Below are 22,651 nucleotides of genomic sequence, written 5' to 3'. Positions count from 1 at the left end.
ACCATCCGGGTGACCTCCTCACGGGTCGCCGGTTCGCAGCCGAGATCCCGTAGGACCGACCGGGCCAGGCGCCTCCCCCCCGCACGGCGTGCTTGAGCGACGTGACCCGCCCCGTCATCGGATCGACCTGCGACGTGAGCGGCTTGCCGGCGTCGTGCAGGAGCGCCATGAAGAGGAGGACCGTCCGTTCGTGGTCGCCCAACGAGGACCGTTCGTCGAACTACGACGACTCGGCGCAGGCCATCTTCGTGTGGGTCCACACGTCCCCCTCGGCGTGCCAACCCCGATCCTGGGCGCAGGCGGACATCGCCAGTGCCCACGGCTGCTCGGCGGCCCACGCCAGGATCTCGTCGTGCGATGACGTTCGGATCTCACGCCAGTTCATGACCAGATGTCCGCCGCGTCGTCCAGGCGGTTGGGGACCATCGCCCGGTGCTGCCAGTGCTCGCTTTGCTTGATCTTCTCGACGAACTCGGGCCGGACGAACTTGGCCCGGCCCGAGCCGACGCCGCCGGCCTCGGTCCGCAGATAGAGGCCCTCCATCAGGGCGTCGGTGCGGCCGGTGAGCGGGTTCTCGAACACGGCGTCGAATCGGGACGGCCCGATCAAGTCCGAGAGCTGATCTCGCCCCAGCCCCCCCCATGGACCACCGGCACCGTCGAGAGCCCGGTCCCATCCAACAGCGTCAGCCTACGTTCCAGATCGAGGAACGCCCCGGCCCGTTTGTCGTACACGTCGAACTCGAAGAAGTAGTGCGGCAGGCGTTTGTAGAGGACGGAATGCCTCGCATAAACCCATTCGCCGAAAAGGATGAACTGGTCTCCCAGCATCGTCTCCAGGACGGGCCGTTTCACGGCGGCCCACTGCTTGAGGAGATCGTACTGCGGGTGCATCCCCTCGGTGATCAGGTGGCCCCGACACTGGAGCGCCATCGCTCCGTCGGCCGAGAAGTGGACGCCGACGTTGGTGCCGTCGAGCTTCTCCTCGACGATCAGCGATCCGTCGGCGAGGAACCGGGCCGATTCGGCGTCACTCAGATGCTTGTCGTCGTCGGTCCCTCGGGAGCCGAAGAGGTGGGGCGTCCTCGGGTACTTCACGAACTCGACGAATGACCGCCCCATCGCCGTCGCCGCAACTCATGCTCCGGTTCGCCGCAGGCCCGATCGGGCGTAGACATCGCCGACGGCCCGGCTGTTCACGACACCGCCGATGAACTTCGTCACCTCGCCCGCCCGATCATCCGATGCCGCAACGGTGGAGCCTCGTCGTCGAGCATGTCGGAGAACCGGAAGACATCGACGACCCCGCCCCGGACGGTCTCCTCGGTGATCGTGTAACTCACCCAGGGCTCGGGGTCGTAGAGGACCTGCCTCATTCAGCACCCGCTCGACGATCGCCCGCAGCCCACGAGCGTCCGTCCCTCGCTCGTGGGCCAGCTCGGCGATCGCCCGGACCGCCCCATCAGTGAAGTCCAGGCGGGCCTGGCGGTATATGAGGAGCTTCCGATACTGATCGATCAGCGACTCCTTCGGCCCCCGGAGAATACGCACGAGGTCGTCCACGCCCAGGGCGTCGAGCGTGGCGATCACCGGCAGGCGGCCGATCAACTCGGGGATCAGCCCGAAGCCCTCGACATCCTCGGGCGAGACCCGGCGGAGCGGATTCGTCCCCTCGTCCCCGACGGCCGAGCCCGCCTGATCGGACCCGAACGCCCTCCGCCCGAGTCGGCGAGCGACTACCTCGTCCAGGCCGACGAACGCCCCACCGCAGAGGAACAGGACGTTCGTCGTGTCGAGGGGGACGCAAGTCTCCCCGACGGCCTTGTAGCCGCCGTTCGGCGGGACGTGGGCCACGGTTCCCTCGATCATCTTCAGCAGGGCGTGCTGGACGCCCCGCCGCATGTCCTTCGCCCCGTGGACCCGGCCGCCGCCGAGCTTGTCGATGTAGACGATGCCACGCTGGGCGACCTGCACGTCCATGCCGGCGGCGAGCAGGAGCTTGTGGAGAATCGTCTCCACGTCCTCGCCGACGTACCCCGCCTCGGTCAGCGTGGTGGCGTCGGCCACGGCGGCTGCGAGACTGATCGATTGGGACATGCGGCTCGACTCCGGGGAAGGGACGATCGCCGCCCACCGACGTGGCGGGGGGTTCCGTTCCCCGACGGTGCCGATCCGGTTCTCGGCGAACCCCGGACTCGTACTCTCACGTCGCAGGATCGACGGGCCGGCTCATCCCCGGCGGTTCAGCGTCGAGGTCACTTTCCGGTCATCGCATAGTACGAATCCACGGCGGGCTGGCCGGTGTAGTTCGGCCCGGCTCGGTCGTCCGCCCCCAGGTAGCGATAGGGCAGGTCCACAGCCCGACCGCCCCGGCAGCTCACCAGCCTCCGCCTGCGATCGTACTCCAGGCCGCCCCGCCGAAGGTCAGCAGCGATCCGTCGCCCCAACGGCTTGCCATCGGCGATCTTCACGTTGTGGAGATCCAGGCTCGCCACGAACAGGCCGTCCCCGGTCAGCCAGGAGGCGGCACGGGCGATCAGGCCGAGCTTGTCGCCGACGTAGTGCAGGCCGTGGACGCAGGCGATCAGGTCGAAGCTCCGGTCGGGCCGCCAGGTCCGCAGCGAGGCTTCGATCAGGCGCAGATTCATCGGGTCGTGGTCGTACCGATGAAACATGCCGAGGAGGTCGACGCCGACGATCGCCACTTGCAATCCCTCGGCGAGGATAACTTCCGCCGTCTGGATCAGCGCCTTGCCCGAGCTGCAGCAGAGGTCCAGCCAGGCCGTCCCTCGCCCCGAGGCGGTCCGCTGCCGCAGAAATTCGAGCGGGTTGAAACCGACTTCCTTCTCGTAGCCATTGGAGCCGACGAGTTCCCGCTCCCGGTTCATCCGGCAGTTGGCGACGACCGCCGATCGCTCCAGTTCGTCGTCGGCGAGGAGGTTCACTTCGATTGAGGGCTCCGCTCGGCGGCGTCGTTCTCGATCGAGGAGCCTGCTTGAGCGACTGCGCCGCCGCTGGGTCGGGCCGACCGTCCCGAGACGGCGGGGCCGTACTGGCCCCCGAGCCATTCGAGGATCTCGTCGAACGGTTTGCGGGACGGGGCGGCGTTGTGCTTGTCGGCGACGGTGCGGGGCGAGTGTCCGAGGAAGTGGCTCTTGCAGCGACCATATTCTCGGCTGCTTTCGAGCTTCGTCCCCGAGGTCTTGCGGAGTTTGTCGAGGGACTTGGCCATGCCCAGTTTTCCTCGGAGCCGGTTGAAGTTGCTGGCGATGTTGTCGGAAGAGCGCGTCTTGCCGTCCTCGCCTCGCTCTTCCCAGGCCCAGAGGCCGCCCGATCGAGTCAAGAGGCCCGTCTCCCGCCCGGAGTCGTGCTTCTTGAGCAGGTCGAACGTGTGCGGCCACAGCTTGTAATCCACGGTCGGCACGTCCTGCCGGTCCTCGGTCTTGCTCCGCTGTGACGATCGCCTTGGGGGCCGACTTGAACTTGAACGACCGACTGTCGGTGTTGCGAGGGAGGGCAATCACTTCCTTCGACCACAGCCAGCGGACGAACTGGCAGGCCAGGCTGAAGACCGTTTTGGCGTACTCGGCGGACAATCCCTCGTCTGGGTTCTTGCGACGTCTGGTGACCTGGCCGAGGAGATGCTTGTAGAAATTTTCGACGACGACGCCGTCGATCCGCTCGGCGAGCATCCCCTTGCCGACGCAGGTATCGGAGTGGGCGAGGGCCGCCTTGACGTTGTCGAGGCGGGAGGGCGTCATGTCGCTCGTCTGGAGCTTGAGGTCGAGCCCCTCGAACCAGTTTCGGAGCCGACCGGCGACGGTGCGATCGTCCGGCACGGGCTCCGGACGGTCACGTTCCAGGCGGTCACTCCATATGTGCCCGGCGGTCGCCGACCCGAGGAAGAAGTCCCTGACGACCGAGTCGCCAGGGCCAAGGTCGCCCTCACGAGTCTCTTGCAAGGAGGCGATCGCCTCGGACAGTCGTTCGGCCTCCTCGGCGACGCCGTGTCGCCTCGCCCAGTCCCGTCGCCGCTCCAATTGAGTCAAGATGTCGGAGTATGGACGGGGCGGTTGCTGCGCCTCGATCTAGGTTCTGTCTGACGGCTCGTAGAGCGTTACCATGGCGGCTTCCCCAAGGAGGCCGCGATGACGCGTCGCTACGAGTTGAAGGATGAGGAATTCACCCTGATCGCCGACCTTCTGCCGCCGGTCGGGAGGCCGGGGGGTCGCTGGAACGACCACCGGACGACCCTCGACGGCGTCCTCTGGATCCTCCACACGGGGGCCCAGTGGCGGGAGCTCCCGGAGCGTTACGGGAAGTGGAAGAGCGTCTACGACCGCTTCAACCGCTGGGCCCGAGACGGGACCATCGACCGAATCCTGGAGCGGCTCCACCTGGAGCTGGACGCCTCGGGGCGGATCGACTTCGACCTCTGGTGCGTCGACGGGACCTCCATCCGGGCGAGCCGCGCGGCCGCCGGGGCCGGGGGGAAAAGGGGGACGGCCGAGCCGGCCGACCACGCCCTCGGCCGCTCCCGCGGCGGCTTCGGGACGAAGCTCCACCTGGTCGTCGACTCCGGCGGCGTCCCGCTCTCGGCCGTCGTCACGGCGGGCCGGGCCCACGAATCGAAGTCCCTGGAGCCGGCCCTGGAGGCGGTGCGGATCAAGCGGCCGGGCCGGGGCCGGCCGCGACGGCGGCCCCGCCGCCTGGCCGGCGACAAGGGGTATAGCTATCGGCGCATCCGCCGCTACCTGCGACGGCGGGGGATCAAGGCGGTGATCCCGACCCGCAAGGACCAGCGGAGGAACCCGAAGTTCGACGCCGGGGCCTACCGCCGACGAAACATCGTCGAGCGGTGCATCCTCTGGCTGAAGGAGAACCGCCGCCTGGCGACCCGGTTCGAGAAGCTCGCGGTCAACTTCCTGGCCATGGTCAAGCTCGCCATGATCCGCCGTTGCTTCCGGCTCATCGAGCCGTCAGACAGAACCTAGAATTACAGTTGCGCTTTGCCTTACGGCGAATGGCCGCGGCTCCGGTAGTGGCATCGCATGGCCTCGGCCTGGTGGCGGCGTCGCCACTGCGACCAGTCCAGCCAATGGTCCGCGTCGCGGGCGACCGGCCAGACCGGACGCGTGAGCAGGCGACGGACTTCGGGGACCGTCAGCGGGATCAGCTCGGCGAAACGCCTCTTCGTCCTCTTTTTGGGGGCGGCGGGCCCGCCTCGGCCCGCAGGGCCTCCAGGAAGGCGTGCGCCAGCAGCGACAAGGTCACGTGGCGATGCCAGCCGGCCCAGCTCCGCACCTCGTAGCCGTCCAGGCCGACTTCCTGCTTCGCCTGCTCGAAGGCCGATTCGATGGCCCAGCGACAGCCCGCCACGCGGGCCAGCCCCTCCACGGTCGTCCCCTTCCGACCCCGGCAGAGGTAGTACGCCCGCTCGTGGGGCTCGGCGATCGAGCGGCGGACCAGCAGGCCCTTGGTCCACGCCCCGTCGGACTGGAAGGCGAACTCGACGAAGGCCCAGTCGTAGAGCCTCTGCCCCTTCGAGCCGGCCCCGCAGCTGAGGCGGAGCCAATCGTCCGCCGGCAGCCCGGCGGCCAGGGCGTCGGCCCGGCCGTAGAAGCCGCCGAGGAACAGCCGTTGGGCCGAGGAGACGGCGACGACGTAGCCGAGCCCCGCCTGCTCGACCAGGCTGCGGAACTTGTAGTCGGAGCCGTAGACCTCGTCGGCCGTGACCCAGGCGGCCGGCACGCCGGCCTTCAGGGCGCGACGCAGCATGGCCCGGGCCTGCTCGGGCTTGGTCGCGAAGGCGACCCCCTCCGGGACGCCGGCCTCGCGGCGGCGGGCCGCGTCGCCGGCCCACGACTTCGGCAGGTACAACGCCCGATCCAGGAAGGCGGCCCCGCGGCCCGTGCGGTAGGCGAGGAAGACGCCGACCTGGCAGTTCTCGATCCGCCCGGCCGTGCCGGAATACTGCCGCTGCACGCCGACCGACTTGGTCCCCTTCTTGAGGAAGCCGGTCTCGTCGACGATCAGGACGCCGTCGGCCTCGCCGAGGCGTTCGACGACGTAGCCGCGGAGGTCGTCGCGGACGGCGTCGGCGTCCCAGCGGGCGCGGCCCAGGAGGCGCTGGACGCCGTGCGGCGTGGCGTCTCCGAGGGCCTCGGCCAGCTGCCACGAGTTCTTGCGATCGACCCGGCCCAGGAGGCCCCGCATGTATGATTCGGCCCGCCACCGGAGGTCCTTGCGGCCGAACCGCGGGGCGAGCCGTTCGGTCACCTCCTCGAATCGTTCCGGCCAGGCGGCCGCGACGTCGGCGGTCGGCATTCGGAGCCTCCTTGATGGAAGCCCCAGACTACCTCAGAATGAAGCGCGACTGTGTACTAGGCGAGCCTCGCCCGCCACCAAAGGTTGGCGACGAGGTAGCTCCCCTCCTTCGTCTCGGGGACCGGTTCGCCCGCCCATGCGGCCAGTTGACGGCAGGAGACGACGAACCTCTTCCAGCCCGACTTGTGCTTCCACCAGCGGCGGCGCTTCGAATCCCAGGACAGTAACCGCTCACGCCCCGTCGAGGATGAGCGAGGGTGGGCCGCTGCCTGAGCGGTGGGCTTCGACCGCTTCAACGAGGAAGTCGAGCAGGTCGCGGGATTGGCGGCGGCAGGATTCGACGGCGGTGAGGATCCGTTCAACGAACCGGCTGCCGCGAACCGGCTGCCGCCCTCCGAGTCGGCGCCGAAGCTCGTCTTGCGCCAGCAGACGGCCTGACGCAGCCCCCGTTCGGCGTCGTTGTTCGTCGGCTCGACGCCCTCGACCGTCGCGAACGTCCAGAGCGACGGCTCGATCTTGAGGGCCTCGCGGCAGCTCGCCGCCGTCTTCTCGGCGTCCCACTTCACGCCGGCTTCCAGCAGGTCCCGAACTTCGCGTCGCAGCCACGGCAGGGTCTCGGCCGCGAACGCGGGCCGCGAGGACTCGCCGACGCGGACCTTCGACCAGGCGTCGAACAGGACGCCGGAATGCATGAGCAACTCCTCGCCGATCGCCGAGCCGGCGTCGTCGTGGTCGACCATCGCCCGGAAATCGCGGATCGGGTGGGCCCGGCAGGCCTGGCGTCGCTCGGCCGCCAGGTGCGCGTAGGCCGAGTACCGGTCCGACGTCACCACCCCCGGCGGCGACCGGCCCATCAGCTCGGCGAAGGCGTCGCAGCTGCGGCTCGCCGCGACCAGGAAGGCGGCCAGCCTCGTGGTCGCGGCGGTCCAGAGCCAGCCTCGCTCGCGGCCTTGCGGCCAGCTCGTCTCGTCGACGTTGGCGTCGAGTCCGCGGATATGCTCGAGGACCTCGGCGTGGATCGGGGCCGGGGCCTCGGCCGTGCGACGCTCCAGTTCGAAGACCGACGTCGGGCCGATCGGCAGGCCGTAGAGCCCCTTCATCGCGCGGGCGACGCGTCGCTTGCTCAGCCGGTTCTCGCCCGCGAGCGCCGCGCAGACGGCCTGCGTCTGTGGCCCGTAGCCGACCCCGGCCCTGTCCGGCGGGGCGCCGCAGGTCGACGCCCCGCATCGCGGGCACGTCAGCCCATGCAGGCGATGCTCGACGACGTGCGGCCGAACGGCGGGGACCTCGCAGACCTGGCGGGCGAGCGGCTCGAGGGCCTCGCCGCAGCGTCGGCAGCGGTCGGGCCTGGCGTCGACGACGTCGACGGCATCCAGCCGGATGCGGTCGTTGCGCCGACGCCCCGGCCGCCCGCCGCGCCTGCGTCCCGAAGGCTTCCGCGGCGGCGCCGGCTTCAGGTGCGGCGGGTCGCTCGACGGCGGCCGCGACGAGTCCGACGAGTCCTGCTTCAGGCTCGCCTTCAGATCGGCGATCTGGACCTCGAAGGCCGCGATCGCGACCGCCAAGACGGCCTGCGCCTCCGGTGGGATCACGTCCCACGTCGCCTGCGGTATGCACCCCGGTCGATTCAGGGTTCGAATGATGCTCAAACCGCCGGACGCCAGTCAAGTCTCGGCCCGTGAACGGCTACCCAGGACATGAGGCCGGACAGGCCCATGAGGTGGACTTCCCTGGGACAGCCTTGTTGCAATTGGCTGTTGCAATCCCACCTCGAAGTCCGCCCGATTGCAACGAAATGCATTCCATATATAATCCATAAGTCTCGTTTCAGCATATCTTTGCGATTCGATATCAAGCAATCGCGCCATCCTCGCACGGCGGAAGTCATTCGTTCAAATCCAATGCCGTCCATTTTTTAAATCCAATAATGGCAAGAGATTGCTTCAAGCCCGCATTTATTCTGGCCGCTCTTGCATCAATTACTGTGTCAGAATGGTCGGCTCGACCCCTTGAACCCCGTCAGATTCTTGGCGTCCGGGCCGATTTTCGTTGGTGATTATGGGACTTCGCCCGCGCCGCCATCCTCTCGTTTGGGCGGTATGCGTTGGATCGGTTTCTCGTCGGATGTATCGCTTGATCACCGAGCGTGAGATCCGCCATTGCGGAACCAGCCCAAGCCTCTGCAGGGCGTCGCCCATCGCCCCGATCAGGCCGTCGCCCGCCCGTGTTTTCACCTACCGCAGCCAGGCCTTGAGCTCGGAGGACATCCGCTCGATCGGATTCAGGTCGGGGCCGTACGGCGGCAGGAAGCGCGGTTCGGCCCCGGCCGCGGCGATCGGTCGGGCGGCCTCGGCCGTCTTGCGGCACGGCCAGTCGTCGAGGATCACGACGTCGCCGGGCCTCGGCGTCGGGGCCGGGCGTCGCTCGACGTAGGTCTCGAACGCGGCCGAGTCGGTCGCTCCGTCCAAGGCTCGGCGGGCCCCCACGCCGCCCGGGCGGACGGCCTCCGCGAGCGCGACGACCTTCCAGCGGCCGTGCGGCGCCGGGCCGTCGACCCGTGCGCCGCCGGGGGCTCGGCCGTGCGTCCGGTCCATGGCCGTGCTCGCGCCCGTCTCGTCGATGAAGACCGGCCGAGCCGGATCGACCCCCGCGAACTCGTCGCGCCAGGCGGCCCGCTCGGCCGTCGGCTCGGGACGGTCCTGCTCGGACGCCCGCCGCGACTTTTCTCGCGAGCGGCCCCCGGACGCTTCAGGGCCCGATGCACCGCCGAGACGCGGCACGAGACGCCGGCGGCCCGGGCGAGTTCGGCGAGCGTGGCGTCATCGTCGGACCGCCTCGCGGAGCCGGCGTTCGGCCTCAGCGTCGAACGCCCGGGCGAGGCCGCCGCCGTGCGGCCTGGGCCCGATCGAGCCGGTCTCGCGACGCCGCCGCATCCGCTTGCGGATCCAGGCGACGCCGACCGAGAAGCGGGCGGCGACCTGCTCGCGGGTGGCGTCGCCGGCGTCGCACGCCAGAGGCTGGATCGGCTGCGGCGCAGGATCTGGCAGGCCCTCCGCTTGGGGACGCCCTTGAGCAACAGGGTGGCGACCGCATCCCTGCAGTCGGCCACGGTCAGTATTTTTTTGCGAACAGCTCCCGGAGGGCGTTAACCTCCAGGCCCCGCGCGGCCAGGAGGCGCTTCAGCCGGGCGTTCTCCTGCTCGAGCTGCCGCTACCGCCGCAGTTCGGGGAGGCCCATGCCGCCGTATCGACGCTTCCACCGCTAGAAGGTGTTCTCCAATGTTGCCGTGATCGCGGCAGACTTGGCCGACGGCCATCCCACCGGCTTGATGACGGCGACGATTTGGGACTCGCTGAATCGGCTCTTGCGCATCGAATCCGCTCCCCCCCTGGGGCGGATTCTACCACTTCAGGTGGTCCAGTTTCCGGGGAGCAGATCACGCAACGGCAGGACCGCCGGCGAGGTCTGGCGTGACATCAGCAGCCTGCCGGTAGAGTCGAACGCGAAGGCGTTCGCCCACGAGATCCGATCGTATTGGGGGATGGAGCACGGCTGCCACTGGACCGTCGACGAGACCTTCCGCGGGTACGAATCCCGCATCAGCGAGAAGCGATCGGGCGAGAACATGGCCGGGCTGATCTGCTTCGGCCTCTCGCTGCTGAACAAGTCCTCGACCGGAAGAGCGTCTCCAGGAGGCGACGCTGCCGCGCCTGAAGCGACGATCACCTCACGCAAGTCCTTGCCGCATCAACAAGTTAGTTGCTGCCGGCCCTGCGCCGAAGGTCCCCCCTTGTCCTAAAAGTATGTGTCGTATATGCTCGCTACTTAGATCAAGTTGACTGTGTCTTGCCGCCTTGCTTGGATGTCACAGATCGCCTCCCCTCGGTTTGTGGGTCGGACGGACAGGCTTCTCGAGTGTCGTACTCTTTCATTCCGAGCCGCATGCGACGACATCTCACCAGTATGGCCCTGGGCCTTTTGGTCGCGGTCTTGTTCGCGCCGGCTTCGGCACGGGCGCGATGCGCGACGCGCGGCATGGATCGCCCGCACGCATCGGATCATCTCAACGAGCTCCGGTCGGTCGCCGGATTGGATACCGAGGGAGGTTCAGAATACTCGTCGGGACCGCACTCGCTCCCTGTGCGCCCGCCGAAGGACTGCTCGGGCCCGTCGTGCTCGTCGAAGTCCGGGCTCCCGCCGATCCCTTCTTCATTGACGTCGCAATACGTCCAGGGCGAATGGATCCTCGCCACCCCGCCCTCCCAGGATCCCCCAAGGGACTCCTCGCCAGGTCGGAACGACGGTTCCGCGTCGAGGCCGCAGCCCTCGAACGACCGTGTGTTTCACCCTCCTCGCATCTCGCCTGCCGGATGACCGCCCAGTCGCCTTGAATCCGAGGCGACTCCGGATCGCATCGTCCGCCTGCGTTCCCACGTGGCGCGATCACCGTCCGGATCCTGGTCGTCCGACCTGGACTCAAGAATTTTGCACCCATCAGCCATGGGATGCCGCCGTCGCTTCGGCTGAGTGGTCGTGGTTTCGGCGTGTGACGCCGTGCCGCTGAAGCTCGCCGAGGATGATGCGCTCATGCGTTCGGCCTGTCCTCCGGTCGAGCCGCGACGCGCGGACACGTCCTGTCGGCCCCTGCCGACGACTGAGCTTCTGGTGGCATCGCGCCGTGAAGGGGAGCGGCCCCGGCGAAGCATCGTCGGATTTGCGGCGAAGGCGAGGTCCTCTCCCCTGGTCGTGGCCGCCCGATCCCTCGCGACGGCCGGTTGACACGGCGAATCGATGAGGCAAAAGGCGGCTGTGTGATTGATGACGTGATGCGGCTCGCCGTGGCCTTCGCAGTCGATCGAGACGTCGGCGCGACGACCACGGCGGATCCCAAGAGACCTGGCTCTGGACGACCGACCGGAATTCAAGCGCCGACGCTCGCCACCTGACCGGCTTCGACCGGGATCGGCCGCCCGGCGCGAATCTCCGACACCAAGCAGGAAGTTGCTGGCCCATGTTTTCCAACAGGAACGTGCCCCCCGGGGCCTCCCGGAGCCAAGGCCCCGCCCCTCTTCAAGGCGGGGACGCAGCGGCCTCCCGCGATCTCCGCAACAGGAATCGGCCGTTCGGCGTCGTCGGGCGCCGCCGGGCGTCCTGTCGCGAGGGAGGTCGCTCATGAGCCCTGGCGACGGCGACGCCCCGGACGCGTTGCCCCGGCACTTAGGCCTGCTCGCGGCGACGGCGGTCGTCGTCGGCGAGGTCGTAGGGATTGGGATCTTTCTGACCCCGTCGGAGATGGCCAAATCGCTCGCCTCACCGTTCTGGCTTCTTGCCGCATGGACCGCTGCGGGGGGCATTTCGATCTGCGGAGCGCTATGCTTCGGCGCTCTGGCAGCCCGATATCCGCAGGACGGGGGGGCCTACATGTACCTCCGCCGGGCATTCGGGTCGCGGGTCGCGTTCCAGTATGGCTGGGTATCGCTCCTGGTCACCGATCCTGGGATCACGGCCCTGATGGCCGCGGGCATGGCGACCTACGTCGGTTCGCTGGTGGCCCTCTCGCCATTCGCCCTGAAGCTCGTCGCGATCGGTTCGATCCTCGCGCTGGCCGGCGTCAACATGGTGGGCCTCCGGATCGGCTCCGGGTTCATGCAGGGGATGTCGGCCCTGAAGCTAGGCCTGCTCGTCATCATCGCGGTCTGGGGCTTCGGGTTCGGGCCCGGTTCCTGGTCCAACTTCCGCCCGTTCGCGACCCGGCCGTCAGACGCCGCGCCGCTCGGTCAGGCGATGGCGGGAGGGCTGCTAGCTGCGTTCTTCTCCCTTGCGGGGTGGTGGGACGCGAGCAAGCTGGCCGGTGAGGTCCGAGATCCCGACCGGACGCTCCCTCGGGCCCTCCTCCTGGGCGTGGTGGTCGTCACGGTCGTGTACATCATGGTTAGCGCGGTCTTCTGGCGTCTCGTGCCGCTGGAGCGGGTCGACACGTCCCAGGGATTCGCCGCCCAGGCGGGAAAGGCCCTCTTCGGCGCGGCCGGAGGCGGGGTCTTCTCGTCGATCGTGATCCTTTCGGCCTTGGGAAGCCTGGCCGGCCTCCTGATGGCGGCTCCCAGGGTCTACTACGCGATGGCCCGCGACGGCCTCTTCCCGGCCGCGCTGGGTGCGATTCACCCGAGGTTCGGCACGCCCGCCCGCGCTACGGCGATACAGGCGGTCGTGGCGTCCGTCCTCGTGGCGACCGGCTCCTTCGGTCAGATCCTGTCCTACTTCATGGCCGTCACGGTCGCCTTCCTGGCCCTGACGGTCGTCACCGTCTATATCCCGACTGCAACATCCTGGCACGGGCGCATCCCCGGATATCCGCTGACGCCCCTGGGCTTCATCGTGCCCGCGGCCGTCGTCCTCGCGATGCAGGTTGCAGCGGACCCGATCCGATCGGGAATCGGCATGGCCATCGTCGCCGTGGGCGTCCCGATCCACGAGTACTTCGTGCGAGGCTCTTCGGCGCCGTTCGCGAAGGAAGTCCCCTCGGTATCACCGTCCGTCGCCCCCGAAACCTCGACGCGAGGACCGGGGTCGGTCGCTGAGTGAGCTTTGAAGTCCGTGTTCCCGACGCATCTTTCCCCGGGAGTGACTACCATGGCATTCGACGGCGACTCGGTGATCAGCAATCAAGAATCCATCCTCTCCAATCAGATAACCATCGAGAAGAACCAGTCGAAGCTGGACAGGCTCGCGGCCAACCAGGCGACGATCCAGAGCAACCAGGCTCACATCCTGGGTAATCAGGAGGGGCTGGCGGCGGAATTGCGCGAGATCCTTTCGAACCAGCGCGAAATCCTCGCGAACCAGAAGCAGATCCTCAGTAAGTGAAGGCCCGGGGGCGGCAAAGTCCGCCCCCCGCCGATCCGGGAGGTGAGCAGGACCAGCGGCCCGTTAGCATTCGCTTCGGGTGTCGATCGCCCGGACTGGGTCGAACCCGCAGAGACCGCCACGACAGGAGATTTCGTGATGCAGAATCGGACCCGTTCCCGCCTGAGCCGACTTTCGCCGTCGGCCTGCCTCGCTTGCGTCGGACTCGCCCTGCTCGCCGCCGGATGCGGGGGCGATGCGTCGTCGCCGCCGGTCGCGACGTCGGGCGGGCCCACCAAGGTGAAGATCGGATACCTAGGGCTGACCTGCGAGGCGGCGATGTTCGTCGCCCAGGAAAAGGGATTCTTCGAGCAGGAAGGTTTGGACGTCGAGTTCGTGAAGACGGACTGGGACGGGCTCCGCGACGGACTCGGCCTGGGCAAGTTCGACGCCAACTACACGCTCATCATGTACCTGCTCAAGCCGATCGAGCAGGGGCTGGACGTCAAGATCACGGGCGGGGTCCACTCCGGGTGCCTGCGTCTGCAGGTGGGCCCGAAATCGAGCGTCGCCTCGGCGGCCGATCTGAAGGGGAAAAAGATCGGCATCCCCACGATGGGAAGCCCGCCGTTCCTCTTCGCCAGCCGAGCCCTGGCCGCTCAGGGGCTCGACCCGAGAACGGACGTCGAGTGGGTCGTGGTCGCCCCGGAGGTGATGAGCCTCTCGGTGGAGAAAGGCCAGGTCGACGCCGTCGCGACGTCCGAGCCGCTGGGCTCCATCCTGACGGCGCAGGCCGGAATCCGCACCGTCGCCGATCAGGCGGTCGACGAACCTTATCGCGATGAGTACTGCTGCGCGACGGTCCTCAGCGGCAAGTTCGCCGCGAGCAATCCGAGCGGCGCCGCGAAGGTCACGCGAGCCCTCCTCAAGGGCGCGCTCTGGGTGGAGACGAACCCGACCGCCGCGGCCGGGCTGGCGGTGGACAAGAAATACGTCGCCTCCTCGGCCGAGTTGAACGCCCAGGCCATCGGCAAGCTCAAGTTCATGCCGGCGGTGGCGCAATGTCGCGAGAGCCTCGGCATGGCGGCCCGAGAGATGAAGTCCGCCGGCCTCCTCAACTCGGCGACCGATCCGGCCGAACTCGCCGCACGGGCGTGGCTGGACCTCGAAGGCGTCTCGGACGACTGGATCGCGGGCCTTCAGATCGAGCAGGTCGCGGGGGGCGGTCGACCGCCCGTCTTGACCGGTCCCGAGATCGCGTCTCTCCTCGCCGGCGAGAAGGACCTCCGCTCCCTCTTCTGCATGGGCTGTGAAGGGATGGCGGATCCCGACCTCTGCGGGCCGCGCGACAACGACTAACCGGCGGCGCGGCGGCTCGCCGCGGCGTGGATCCAAGGATCCGACGAACCGAGGAAACGATGGCATTCGGATCACCTGCGATCGAATCTGTTCGCGAGGGGGCCGGCCCCTCCGACGACGTGGCTGTGGAGGGCGTGGGCGACCCCGGCGGGGGACCGCCCCACCTGGTTGCGGCCCTCGCGCCGCCCGGTGCCGCTCTCCTGGCGTTGCTGGTCCATTTGCTCCTCCCGGACAGGCAGATAGCCCCGCCGAGCCGGCTCTACGCCGGGCTCCTGTCGGCGTTGCTGGCGGTTTCGCTGATCATGGCAGGGCTCCAGTGGACGCGGGGGCGGTTTGGGGCCTGGTGTCGATATCGGGGTCCCCTCGCGGCGGGGGGCTTCGTCCTGCTCGCGCTTTGGGATCTCGCGACGCTCAAGCGAGGTTGGCTGCCGCAACCCTTCTTCCCGGGTCCCAATCAGGTGCTCGCCGCGATGCGGGAGGACGCCGCCCCGCTCGCCCTGAGCACCTATCATTCCCTCCGCCTCCTCTTGTCGGGTTACGCGATGGGGGTGGCGGCCGGCCTCGTCTGCGGCGTCCTGATCGGATGGTTTCGGGCGGCCCGCTACTGGGGCATGCCGATCCTCAAGGTGGTGGGGCCGATCCCGGCGACGGCCTACGTCCCCCTCGCCATGGTCATGTTCCCCAACGCGTTCCTATCGGGGGCCGCCCTGATCGCACTCGCGGTCTGGTTCCCCGTGACCATGCTGACCAGTTCGGGCGTCGCCAACGTCCCGATGGCCTACCTCGACGTCGCCCGCACGCTGGGGGCGGGTCGGGCGTACCTCATATTCAGGGTGGCCCTGCCCGCCTCGCTGCCCAGCATCTTCCTGGGCCTGTTCATGGGGCTGGGGTCCGCCTTCCTGACGTTGATCGTCGCCGAGACCCTGGGGGTGTCGGCGGGTTTGGGGTGGTACCTCAAGTGGAAGCAGGGCTATCTGGAATACGCCCACGTCTACGCGGCCCTGGCGATCATGGCGATGTTCTTCTCGGGGCTGATGACGGCGCTGTTTCGAATCCGCGACTCGGCGCTCGGCTGGCAGAAAGGCGTGCTACGGTGGTGATCGATTCGGAGCTGACGCAATCGGGTGATTCGTCACTCCACCTGCGAGACGTCGGCAAGACGTTTCGCAAGGAGGACGGGTCGAGGATGACGGCGATCGAGGGACTGACGCTCACGGTCTCCGCGGGCGAGATGGTGGCGCTGATCGGGCCCAGCGGTTGCGGCAAGTCCACCCTGCTGAGGATGATCGCCGGGCTCGAGCGCCCGACGTCCGGGACGCTTCGCGTCGGCGCCCAGCCGATCGAAGGCCCCGGCGCGGAGCGAGGGCTGATGTTCCAGGATCCGAGCTTGTTCCCCTGGAAGAGCGTCCGCCGTAACATAGAATCGGGGCTGGTGGCGCGGGGCGTACTTCGCCGACGTCGCGGCGAAGTCGATGAATACCTGAGGCTGGTGGGGCTGGAGGCTTTCGCGGACGCTTACCCCCACCAACTCTCCGGGGGGATGGCCCAGCGTGCGGCCCTCGCCCGGGCGCTCATCAATCATCCGAAGGTGTTGCTGCTGGACGAGCCGCTCGGCGCGCTGGATCAGTTCACCCGCATGAAGATGCAGGACGAGGTGATCCGTATCTGGCAAGCGCGCAGGACGACCACGGTCCTCGTGACGCACGACATCGACGAGGCCATCTACATGTGCGACCGAATCGTCGTCGTGAGCCCGCGTCCGGGCCGGATCGAGCGTGAGATCCACGTCCCCCTGGAACGGCCGCGGCAGCGGAACCACCCCCGATTCCTGGAACTCCGCGCGGAGATCCTGGAGATGCTCCACTTCGCCGACGGCGTTCCGTCCGGCGTCTCGCACGCCACCGGAAGCGTGGCGGCGGGCGGCGGAGAGAGGCCATGAGCCGTCGCAAGGCATGGGCGGCCGGCCTCGCGCTCGTCATCGTCCTACTCCCACTCGTCGCCTGGATCGCGTCGCGCCGAGGTGGTCTCCCCGGGCCGGGGACGCCGCGTTACGAGGAGATGGTCTCGGCGTTCTCGACCGGGGTCGCCGCGCTGGACACTGAGGCCAATCCGATCGCGCGGGATGCGCTGACGCGCGCCGTCAGGCTGGTCCCCGAGGAGCCGGCGGCCTGGGCGAACCTCGCGCTGGCCCAGATCCGTCTCGGCGAGCTCGACCAGGCGGCGGAGGCGCTCCAGAAAGCCCGGGCCCTCGCCCCCGACAGCGGCGCGGTCGACCGGCTGCTCGCCCTGCTGGAGCAGCGGCGAGGCGAGTTCGAGCTGGCCCTCGACCACCTGAAGCATGCGGTCCTGAACGACCCGAAGGACCTCCGGTCGCGGTACTCGCTCGCCCAGGAGTACGAACGCCAGGGGGACGACGCCGACGGGGCCGCTCGCGAGCTGGACGCGATCCTCGAAGTCGCCCCGGACAACCTCGCGGCCCTGATCGACCGGGCTCGCGTCGCCGCGAAACTCGGCGACGTCGAGGCGATGAAAGGCGTCGTCGACCGCCTTGAGGGGCCGTCAGGGGCGTGGCCCTCGCGGGCCCGCGAGCAGTATGAGTCCCTCAAGCAGGCGGTCGCCGACGGGAACCTGCGCCTGGCGACCACCCGGGGCCTCATGCTCAGGAACGTCCTGGTGACGACTCCGGACTTCCGCCGAAGCCTCGACGCCCTCACGCTGCCGACCGGCACGGTCGGCGAGCCGCTCCACGCGTTCCTGCGCCTCCCGCAGGCCCCGACGGCCTCGGCGCCGCCGGATCGCTCGACCGCCTTCGAGGTCGCGCCGAGCACCGGCGGCGCGAAGTCGGACGCCGTTTTCCTGCTCCCCGATCCCGAAGGCGGCCCGGCGACGGTCCTCGAGGCCGACGGCCGCGAATTGCGGAAGGCCGACGGTTCAGGCGTCGTCGCGCCTTTCCCCGGCGGGGAGGGAGGGGCGCCGTCGCCGCACGCGGTGGTTGCGGCCGACTGGAATTCGGACTACCGCGTCGACCTCGTGCTGGCCGGGCCGGGGGGCGTGCGGATCCTCCGCGGCGAGGACGACGGCTCGTTCGTCGACGTCTCGGAGGCCGCCCACCTGGCCCCCGACGTCCGAGACGCCGACGCTTACGGCGTCTGGGCCGCCGACGTCGAGCTGGACGGGGACGTCGACTTCGTCGTCGGCCTGCGATCCGGACCGACGCTGGTGCTCCGCAACGGGGGCGACGGCGGATTCGAGACGATCCGCCCGTTCGATTCGGTCGCCGACCTCCGCGACTTCGCCTGGGCGGACCTCGACGGCGACGGCGACCCCGACGCCGCCTTGCTCGACGCGCGGGGGCGACTGCACGTGCTCGACAACGAACGAGCCGGGCGGTTCCAGGCCCGCACGCTCCCGGACGGGCTGGCGGACGTCTCCGCCCTGGCCGTGGCCGACCTGGACGGCCTGGGGGCGATCGACCTGGCCCTGCTCGGCCCGTCGTCCGTCCTCCGCCTGTCGGACCGCGACGACGGGGCGGGGTGGGACCTCGTCGAGGCCGCCCCCCGCGCGGGTGTCGCCGCGGCCGACCCTGGTAGCGCCCGGCTGCTGATCGCGGACCTGGACAACAACGGGGGCATGGACATGGTCGCGTCGGGCCCGGGCTCGACGCTTATCTGGCTGGAGGACGGGGCCGGCGGTTTTGTAGTTTTGGATGGGCCCCCGTCGCTGCGGCCCCTCGCAGCCGCCGACCTCGACGGCGACGGCCGGATCGACCTGGCCGGCCTCGCGGACGAGGGACGGTCGGCCCGGGCCCTGGGGCGTGGGACGGCGGACTACGCCTGGCAGGCGATCCTTCCCAGGGCCGCGAAGGCCGTCGGCGACGGCCGGATCAACTCCTTCGGCGTCGGCGGCGAGGTGCAAGTGCGAGCGGGCTTGCTCGTGCGGACCCAGGTCGTCGCGGGCCCGGTCGTCCACTTCGGGCTCGGGACACACGCGCGTGCGGACGTCGCCCGCGTGGTCTGGCCGAACGGGACGTCCCAGGCCGAGTTCGACGTGGAGGCGAATCGCACGATCGTCGCGGAGCAGCGCCTGAAAGGGTCCTGCCCCTTCGTCTACGCCTTCGACGGGGAGGAGGTCCGGTTCGTCACCGACTTCCTCTGGCGCTCGCCGCTGGGCCTACGCATCAACGCGCAAGACACCGCCGGCGTGAGCCAGACGGAGGATCGGATCAAGATCCGCGGCGACCAGCTCGCGGCTCGGGAGGGCGAATACGACGTCCGGGTGACCGCCGAACTTTGGGAGACCCACTACTGGGATCACATCTCCTTGATGGTGGTCGACCATCCCGAAGAGACCGAGATCCACATCGACGAGCGGTTTGCGCGCAAGCCGCCGACGTTGGAAGTTCGCGTCACCGACCGGCCCGTCGCCGTCGCGTCGGCCGTCGACGATCAGGGCCGGGACGTGACGGACGTCGTCCGCGCCCGCGACGGCCGCTATCTCGACACCTTCGGTCGCGGGTTCTATCAAGGGGTGACTCGCGACCACTGGGTCGAGGTCGATCTGGGCGAAGCCCCGCCGGGCGATCGCAAGCTCGTTCTGGTCGCGGAGGGGTGGATCCACCCGACCGACAGCTCGATCAACGTGGCCCTGGGACAGGGGCGGCACGAGCCGCCGAAGGGCCTCTCGCTCGAGGCTCCCACGGCCGCCGGCGACTGGGCCGTCGTCCGCGACGACCTGGGCTTCCCGGCCGGCAAGTCCAAGACGATCCTCATCGATCTGGACGGCGTGTTCCAGCCCGGGGCTCCTCGGAAGCTGCGGCTCCGGACCAACCTGGAGGTCTTCTGGGACGCGCTCTCGGTCGCGTCCTATGCGGACCCGGCCGTCCTGAAGTCGAAACGGCTTGCGCCGACCTCGGCCGACCTGCGGTGGAGGGGCTACTCGTTGATGACGCAGGCCGACCAAAGCTCGCCGGAGACGCCCCGGTACGATATAGTGACGAGTGCCGGCCAGCGTTGGAACGATCTCGCCGGCTTCTATACACGCTTCGGCGACGTGCGAGAGTTGCTGGAACGCGTGGACGACCGCTACATGATCGTGAACGCCGGCGACGAACTGGCCCTCCGCTTCCCCGCCCCCGACCCGCCCCCTCCGGGTTGGCGGCGTGATTTCGTGCTCATCGGCGACGGCTGGAACAAGGACGGAGATTACAACACCGCGTTCTCGAAGACGGTCCTCCCGCTGCCTTCGCACGCGCGGCCGGCGTACGACGAGCCGCCGGGAGAGCTGGAAGACGACCCCATCCATCGGGCGCATCGGGAGGATTGGGAGCGGTACCACACGCGTTTCGTCACCCCCCACGTCTTCCGCGAGGGGCTCAGGCCTCGGACGGGCGCGATTCCTTGACCGATCGGAGTCCAAAGCCATGCCTGGCAGTCCCGGCCGCATCGCGGCGATCATCCTCTTCGCGGGCCTCCTGGCGGCCGTGCCCTTGCTCAACCGCGGGACGACCACCGGCGTGACGGCCGTCGCTACGCGCACGCCCTCCACGTCGGGGCGGAATCCGGACGGGCCGTCGCCGCGAGGATTCCGCCTCGAGGAAGTGTCGAAGGCCTCCGGGATCGACTTCGTCCACCAGGCGCCGACGCTGGATCCGAAGCTCGACCACATCATGCCCCAGATCGCCTCGATGGGGGCGGGGGTCGCGGCGGTCGATTTCGACCGCGACGGTTGGCAGGACCTGTACGTGACCAACAGCGGCGAAGGGAGCCTGAATCGGCTCTATCGGAATCGGGGCGACGGCGCGTTCGAGGACGTCGCCGGGCCGATGGGCCTGGCCGACCTGAACCAGGCGGGCACCGGCGTGTCGATGGGGTCCATCTGGGGAGACTACGACAACGACGGCTACGACGACCTGTTCCTGTACAAGTGGGGCCGCCCCGAACTCTTCCACAACGACGGCGGCCGGGGCTTCAGCCGGGTCACGGAATCGGCGGGATTCGCCGCCTGGATCAACGCCGGATGCGCGACCTGGCTGGACTTCGACCGCGACGGCCTCCTCGACCTCTTCGTCGGGGGGTACTGGCCCGACGATCTCGACCTCTGGCGGATCGACACGACGAAGATGATGCCCGAGAGCTTCGAGTACGCCAAGAACGGGGGCGCCAACCACCTCTACCGCAACCTGGGCGAGGGACGCTTCGAGGACGTCACCGGGGCGATGGGCCTGGACAGCCCGCGTTGGGCGCTTTGCGCCGGCGCGGCCGACCTGCGCGGGACGGGCTATCCGGACCTGTTCGTGGCCAACGACTACGGCGTCTCCGAGCTGTTCGCCAACGACGGAGGGCGAGGCTTCCGCGAGATCGGCAAGGCGACCGGGGTCGGCTACGCCCCGAAGAGCGGGATGAACGTCAGCTTCGGGGACGTCTTCAACCAGGGCCGCTTCTCGATCTACGTGACGAACATCTCCGAGGAGGGGGTCCTCATCCAGGGGAACAACCTGTGGGTCCCCCGGGAGGGGACGTCGGGCGATTCGCTCGCGTACGACAACCTCGCCGACGACCTGGGCGTCGAGCTCGGCGGCTGGAGCTTCGGAGCCCAGTTCGGCGACCTGAACAACGACGGGAACCAGGACCTCGTCCTGACCAACGGCTACATCTCCGCGGCCAAGGACGCCAGCTACTGGTACGACTATTCCGTGATCGCCGGCGGCCACAGCTCCATCATCTCCGATGCGAAGAACTGGCCGGCCATGCGAGGCAAGAGCCTCTCCGGCTACCAGCAAAAGAAGGTCTGGGTCAACGACGGCGCGGGCCGGTTCGCCGAGGTCGCCCAGGCCGTGGGGTACACCGACCTGCACGACGGCCGAGCCGTCGTCCTGGCCGACCTCTGGAATCGCGGCGTGCTCGACCTGGTCGTGGCCAACCAGAAGGGGCCGCTGCTGGTCTACAAGAACACGGTCGATCCGGCGAACGAGTGGATCGGCTTCGACCTGACGAGTCGGTCGTCCAATCGCAGCGCCATCGGCGCCGAGGTCCGCGTCTTCTGGGACGGCCAGGAGCAGCTCCAGCAGGTTTCGGGAGGCGGGGGCTACTCGGCCCAGAACCCCAGGCGCCTGCACTTCGGCCTGGGCAAGAACCCGAAGGTGGAGAAGGCCGTGATCCGTTGGCCTTCCGGTCGCGAACAGGTGATCGAAACACCGACGACGGGGCGGGTCCACCAGGTGGAGGAGTCCTGACATGTCGACCGTCGTCTCGATCGAGCCGTCCCCCCCGAAGGCGGGCCGGCGCCTGCTGACGCTGATCTCGCCCGAGAATCGCTATCTGCCGCCGTTCCTCATCACCTGCATCTTGCTGGTGGGCCAACTGGGGTTCGGCTTCTTGGAGAGCTTCTCGCGAACGCTCCTGGCGATCGGCTGCAGCATCGGCCTGGAGCTGATCCTGGGACGCCTCCTGGTCGGCAAGTGGCCGCACCTCGCCAGCGCGTACATCTCGGGGATCAGCGTCGGCATCCTGATCCGCTCGCCGGCCTTCTGGCCTTATGCGCTTTGCGCCTTGATCTCGATCGCCTCGAAGTACGCGATCCGGTGGCATGGACGTCACCTCTGGAATCCCTCGAACCTCGGCGTCAGCGCGATGCTCTTCCTGGCCCCGGCCACCGTGGCGACCCTGAGCGTCCAGTGGGGAAACTCCCTGTGGCCGATGCTCGTCGTCTGGACGATCGGCTCGCTGATCGTCCTGCGGTTGAGACGATTCCACATCTGCGCGACCTACGCGATCTCGTTCGTCGCCCTGTCCTTCGTGCGCTGCGTCCTCACAGGCGCCCCCTTCCTGGCCCAGGTCGCCCCGATCACGGGGCCGATGTACCAGCTCTTCGTCTTCTTCATGATCACCGACCCGAAGACGACCGTTCGGACGAAATGGGGCCAATGCCTCGTGGCGTTCCTGGTCGCCTTGGTCGAGATGATCCTGCGTCTGAACCGGGTGGTCCACGCCCCCTATTACGCCCTGTTCCTCGTCGGGCCGGCGGCCGTCATCGTCGAGATCTGGCTGCAGCAGCGACGTGGGGCGAGGGAGTCCTCGGCGACGGCGCCCGAGGCCGCCGCGACGGCGGCCTCGACCTGAGCGTAT

General features: G+C 68.7%; 18 protein-coding genes and 2 pseudogenes. 11 read left to right on the top strand and 9 right to left on the bottom strand.

Translation table 11 applies throughout. From position 1 onward, the window contains the following. Positions 1–220: 220 nt before the first annotated feature. From VT85_RS27620 to VT85_RS28490, 6 genes are all read right to left on the bottom strand, one after another. A complete protein-coding gene (locus tag VT85_RS27620; protein ID WP_156512848.1) occupies positions 221–385 on the bottom strand; it encodes a hypothetical protein in 165 nt (54 codons plus the stop codon). Beyond that, complete coding sequence (locus tag VT85_RS29160) at positions 382–582, bottom strand: hypothetical protein (protein ID WP_231871370.1); 201 nt, start codon at positions 580–582, stop codon at positions 382–384. Before VT85_RS29160 ends, VT85_RS27620 begins: the two co-directional genes overlap by 4 nt. Positions 583–605: 23 nt before the next feature. Next, positions 606–1,121, bottom strand: a complete 516-nt coding sequence (locus VT85_RS13030) for an RNA ligase family protein (protein WP_231871369.1) — start codon at positions 1,119–1,121, stop codon at positions 606–608. 15 nt (positions 1,122–1,136) lie between these two features. Beyond that, the gene (locus tag VT85_RS13025; RefSeq protein WP_068415730.1) at positions 1,137–2,096 is read right to left on the bottom strand and encodes an AAA family ATPase; all 960 of its coding nucleotides are present in this window, start codon (positions 2,094–2,096) and stop codon (positions 1,137–1,139) included. Between the two features lie 158 nt (positions 2,097–2,254). Further along, the gene (locus tag VT85_RS13020) at positions 2,255–2,944 is read right to left on the bottom strand and encodes a class I SAM-dependent methyltransferase (protein ID WP_197490645.1); all 690 of its coding nucleotides are present in this window, start codon (positions 2,942–2,944) and stop codon (positions 2,255–2,257) included. Next, positions 2,941–3,423, bottom strand: coding sequence for a hypothetical protein (locus VT85_RS28490; protein WP_068415727.1), 483 nt, complete (start codon positions 3,421–3,423; stop codon positions 2,941–2,943). The genes VT85_RS13020 and VT85_RS28490 overlap by 4 nt, the downstream gene beginning before the upstream one ends. Before the next feature lie 217 nt (positions 3,424–3,640). Here VT85_RS28490 and VT85_RS13010 point away from each other — a divergent pair, with 217 nt between their 5' ends. Together VT85_RS13010 and VT85_RS13005 are read left to right on the top strand one after the other, a co-directional pair. Next, positions 3,641–4,102, top strand: coding sequence for a hypothetical protein (locus VT85_RS13010; protein ID WP_068415725.1), 462 nt, complete (start codon positions 3,641–3,643; stop codon positions 4,100–4,102). Between the two features lie 45 nt (positions 4,103–4,147). Next, positions 4,148–4,993: an IS5 family transposase gene (locus VT85_RS13005; RefSeq protein ID WP_068415722.1), complete on the top strand. Its 846-nt coding sequence runs from the start codon at positions 4,148–4,150 to the stop codon at positions 4,991–4,993. On the opposite strand, the pseudogene VT85_RS13000 reads toward VT85_RS13005, so the two are convergent. The 3 genes and pseudogenes from VT85_RS13000 to VT85_RS12990 form a co-directional block, all read right to left on the bottom strand. After that, a pseudogene (locus VT85_RS13000) lies at positions 4,979–6,326 on the bottom strand (IS701 family transposase). The gene VT85_RS13005 and the pseudogene VT85_RS13000 sit on opposite strands and share 15 nt — an antisense overlap. A 231-nt stretch (positions 6,327–6,557) precedes the next feature. Then, positions 6,558–7,879 (bottom strand): annotated as a pseudogene (gene tnpC / locus VT85_RS12995) (IS66 family transposase). 681 nt (positions 7,880–8,560) lie between these two features. After that, positions 8,561–9,106 carry a transposase gene (locus VT85_RS12990; protein ID WP_082858575.1) on the bottom strand — a complete coding sequence of 182 codons (546 nt, stop codon included), beginning with the start codon at positions 9,104–9,106 and terminating at the stop codon, positions 8,561–8,563. Positions 9,107–9,612: 506 nt separating this feature from the next. On the opposite strand from VT85_RS12990, the gene VT85_RS27615 reads away from it, so the two are divergent. The 9 genes from VT85_RS27615 to VT85_RS12945 all read left to right on the top strand — a co-directional run bounded on the left by VT85_RS27615 (position 9,613) and on the right by VT85_RS12945 (position 22,645). After that, positions 9,613–10,125 (top strand): hypothetical protein, encoded by a 513-nt coding sequence (locus VT85_RS27615; protein WP_156512846.1) that lies wholly within the window; start codon positions 9,613–9,615, stop codon positions 10,123–10,125. A gap of 1,373 nt (positions 10,126–11,498) precedes the next feature. Then, a complete protein-coding gene (locus tag VT85_RS12980; protein ID WP_068415710.1) occupies positions 11,499–12,908 on the top strand; it encodes an APC family permease in 1,410 nt (469 codons plus the stop codon). Positions 12,909–12,956: 48 nt separating this feature from the next. Next, on the top strand, positions 12,957–13,190 hold the full coding sequence (locus VT85_RS12975) for a hypothetical protein (protein ID WP_068415707.1): 234 nt from the start codon (positions 12,957–12,959) through the stop codon (positions 13,188–13,190). Positions 13,191–13,328: 138 nt separating this feature from the next. After that, the gene (locus VT85_RS12970; protein WP_068415704.1) at positions 13,329–14,528 is read left to right on the top strand and encodes an ABC transporter substrate-binding protein; all 1,200 of its coding nucleotides are present in this window, start codon (positions 13,329–13,331) and stop codon (positions 14,526–14,528) included. Between the two features lie 134 nt (positions 14,529–14,662). Continuing rightward, positions 14,663–15,628: an ABC transporter permease gene (locus VT85_RS12965; protein WP_197490642.1), complete on the top strand. Its 966-nt coding sequence runs from the start codon at positions 14,663–14,665 to the stop codon at positions 15,626–15,628. A gap of 86 nt (positions 15,629–15,714) precedes the next feature. Then, a complete protein-coding gene (locus VT85_RS12960) occupies positions 15,715–16,467 on the top strand; it encodes an ABC transporter ATP-binding protein (RefSeq protein WP_082858980.1) in 753 nt (250 codons plus the stop codon). Continuing rightward, a complete protein-coding gene (locus VT85_RS12955) occupies positions 16,464–19,928 on the top strand; it encodes an FG-GAP-like repeat-containing protein (protein WP_068415698.1) in 3,465 nt (1,154 codons plus the stop codon). Before VT85_RS12960 ends, VT85_RS12955 begins: the two co-directional genes overlap by 4 nt. Before the next feature lie 19 nt (positions 19,929–19,947). Beyond that, positions 19,948–21,759 (top strand): CRTAC1 family protein, encoded by a 1,812-nt coding sequence (locus tag VT85_RS12950; protein ID WP_068415695.1) that lies wholly within the window; start codon positions 19,948–19,950, stop codon positions 21,757–21,759. Position 21,760: 1 nt separating this feature from the next. Further along, positions 21,761–22,645: an RnfABCDGE type electron transport complex subunit D gene (locus VT85_RS12945; RefSeq protein ID WP_068415692.1), complete on the top strand. Its 885-nt coding sequence runs from the start codon at positions 21,761–21,763 to the stop codon at positions 22,643–22,645. The last annotated feature ends 6 nt before the right edge of the window (positions 22,646–22,651 follow it).

This window comes from Planctomyces sp. SH-PL62 (assembly GCF_001610895.1).
GTDB lineage: Bacteria > Planctomycetota > Planctomycetia > Isosphaerales > Isosphaeraceae > Paludisphaera.
The sequence above is the reverse complement of the archived record's forward strand: the minus strand, read 5'-3'. Positions and strand labels throughout refer to the sequence as shown.